The sequence below is a fragment of the Corynebacterium sp. Marseille-P4611 genome (assembly GCF_916618765.1).
In the GTDB taxonomy this organism is placed as follows: domain Bacteria; phylum Actinomycetota; class Actinomycetes; order Mycobacteriales; family Mycobacteriaceae; genus Corynebacterium; species Corynebacterium marquesiae.
Window position 1 is genome coordinate 1 of the sequence record NZ_CAKAKD010000003.1, and the last position, 2,392, is coordinate 2,392.

1 protein-coding gene and 2 pseudogenes are annotated in these 2,392 nt (G+C 54.3%); 1 reads left to right on the plus strand and 2 read right to left on the minus strand.

The annotated features are described in order from the left end of the window. Window positions 1-267: 267 nt before the first annotated feature. Both LG376_RS12560 and LG376_RS12725 read right to left on the minus strand, forming a co-directional pair. A protein-coding gene (locus LG376_RS12560; RefSeq protein ID WP_225746142.1) for an IS3 family transposase occupies window positions 268-1,460 on the minus strand; the annotation gives its coding sequence in 2 pieces (ribosomal slippage) (window positions 268-1,181 and window positions 1,181-1,460; 1,194 coding nt in all). 210 nt (window positions 1,461-1,670) lie between these two features. Further along, window positions 1,671-1,964 (minus strand): annotated as a pseudogene (locus LG376_RS12725) (HNH endonuclease signature motif containing protein); the annotation flags it as partial. A 115-nt stretch (window positions 1,965-2,079) separates the two neighbouring features. Here LG376_RS12725 and LG376_RS12570 point away from each other — a divergent pair. After that, a pseudogene (locus tag LG376_RS12570) lies at window positions 2,080-2,244 on the plus strand (transposase); the annotation flags it as partial. Window positions 2,245-2,392 lie beyond the last annotated feature (148 nt).

Here is a 2,392-nt window from a genome sequence, read left to right on the forward strand (position 1 = left end):
ATATTTTCCGCCAAGATGCGGTCCTCTACAAGACGGACCACACGATCCTTCGCATCCTGGTCAAATTTTCTTGGCATATTCCAGATTTTCCCATCTACTCAAACGGAACAAAACCTGGGACACTTCATTTGGAGGTCTTCCTTTCTGTTCGTTGTTGTTGGTGTGTGAGGTATTGGGCCCAGGTGTGGTTCCAGTGGGTGTGGTGCGTGGCTAGTGGGCCGGTGGGGTGGGGCCCGACCCCCGGAAAGTGGACACGTCGGGGGTTAACTATGCGACTTTAGCCAGTGTAGCTGAAGTCGCGGCTTCAAAGACATCAGGAGCCACAAGATTGCACCAGGAGTGGCGCCTGCGGGTGTTGTAGCGCATGCACCACCGGAAGACCTCTTGGCGACAGCTAATTGGGTTGTCAAAGACTTTCCGCTCTCGCAGTACTTCCCGCTTGAGCGTGGCGTTAAACGATTCTGCTAGGGCATTATCGGCACTCGTTCCTACCGCTCCCATGGACTGGCGTACACCCAGCGACGAGCAGTAGTTTCTGAACGCTTGTGAGGTGTACACGCTGCCGTGATCGGAATGGAAAATAGCCCCGTCAAGACTGCCACGCACACCGTGTGCGTGGGCTAGAGCATCAATGACCAACGAGACACGCATGTGGTCTGCGAGTGCATAACCTGCAAGTTTACGCGAATAGGTATCAATGACTGTAGCCAAATACATGTTCTTTCCGCACTTACACGGCAGGTAGGTAATGTCGCCGACATACACACGGTTCGGCTCGTCAGCGGTGAATGTACGGCCTACTAGATCTGGCATGACACGGTGACCAGGCTTACGCCTGGTAGTGATGCATCGACGGCGTTTGCTAAAGCCTTTTAGTCCCATGGTTTTCATGATTCGTGCGACCTTCTTGTGGTTGACCGGGGTATACGCCGGGTCTTCCTTGAGGCTTGCGGCGATGCGTTTAGCACCATAAAGCCCGTGCTCATCATCGAAGATGGCCTTGATTCTTGCACCAATAAGACCGTCAGAATATATCTTTAACCTGCGCTTTTTGCGGGTGCTCACCCACTTGTAAAACGAGGAACGATTGAGCTTTAACACATCGCACATCCGCTTAACCGAGTACTCGGTTCGGTGGTCATAGACAAACTGGAAGCGGATCACCAGCGTGTCTCTTCGGCAAAATATTTCGCGGCCTTGCGCAGAATATCGCGTTCTTCGCGCAGCTTAGAGACTTCCTTTTCTAGCTGGCGGATTCGCTCAGAATCATTCGCCTCTTGGGCTTTATCGTGCACGGCTTTTATGCGGGCACGTTTGCCGGTGCCGTACTTCTTGACCCATGAATGTAGCGAGGCTCGGTTGATTCCGAGCTCGGCTGACGCTGAGTTCAACGAGAGGTCCTCGTTGTTCTCATAGAGGGCCACGGCATCGCGTTTGAACTGTTCGGAATACCTGGACATGGTGGTAGATTACCTTTCTTCCCAGCTCGACTGGGCTGGATATCAGGTGTCCACCAAATGGGGGTCAGTTCAGTGGTCTAGTTGGTAGGTACCGTCGTGGTGGAGCCAGGCGATGGTTCCGGTGATGGGGTCGAGGATGTAGTGGATTCTGCGGTCGGTTTTGATGTTGTGGTGGTGTTGGCAGAGGTTGACTAAATTATCTGGGCTAGTAGGCCCGCCGAGGTGGTATTCGATGCGGTGGTCGAGTTGACACCGGGTGGCGGGGACGGTGCAGCCGGGCCAGCGGCAGGTGGCGTCTCTGCCTTGGGTGTAGGCCCGGATGTCGGTGCTGGGGGTATAAGAGTCTACCTCGTCGGCTAAGAGTCGGCGGATGAAGGTGTTGTCTGTGGGGGCATGGTCGAGGTTTATCCATCCGGCACCGGGGTGAAAGACGAGGTTGGGCCTGACCCCCGGAAAGTAGACACGTCGGGGGTTAGCTATGCTGCTTGGGTCAGTGTAGCTGATGTGAGTGCTTCGAAGTCATTGGGGGCTAGAAGGTTGCACCAGGAGTGCCGTCTGCGGGTGTTGTAGTGAAGCGTCCTGGGTTTAGTTCCTACCTCAGCTAAGGAAGGATTGAACTATGCCTAGAAAGTATTCCGTCGAGTTCAAGGAGAAGGCGGTCCATCAGATCATCGAAATGGTCCGCCTGGAGTCTTGCTCACTGCAACGCGCCTACACGGAGGTCGGTGAGCTGCTTGGAGTATCTCACCACACGTTGCGGGCCTGGTACCGTGACAGCGCCTCAGTACGCGATAATTCTGACGCTTCTTGAGTTCAGAGGGTCGTTGCAACACTTTCCCTTAGGAGGGTGTTGTTGTGTCTGAGATTATTGGCCCGTTTCATTCGTTGTCTGAATCGGATCGTCGTGGCTTAGTTGCCTTGGTTGGCAGTGG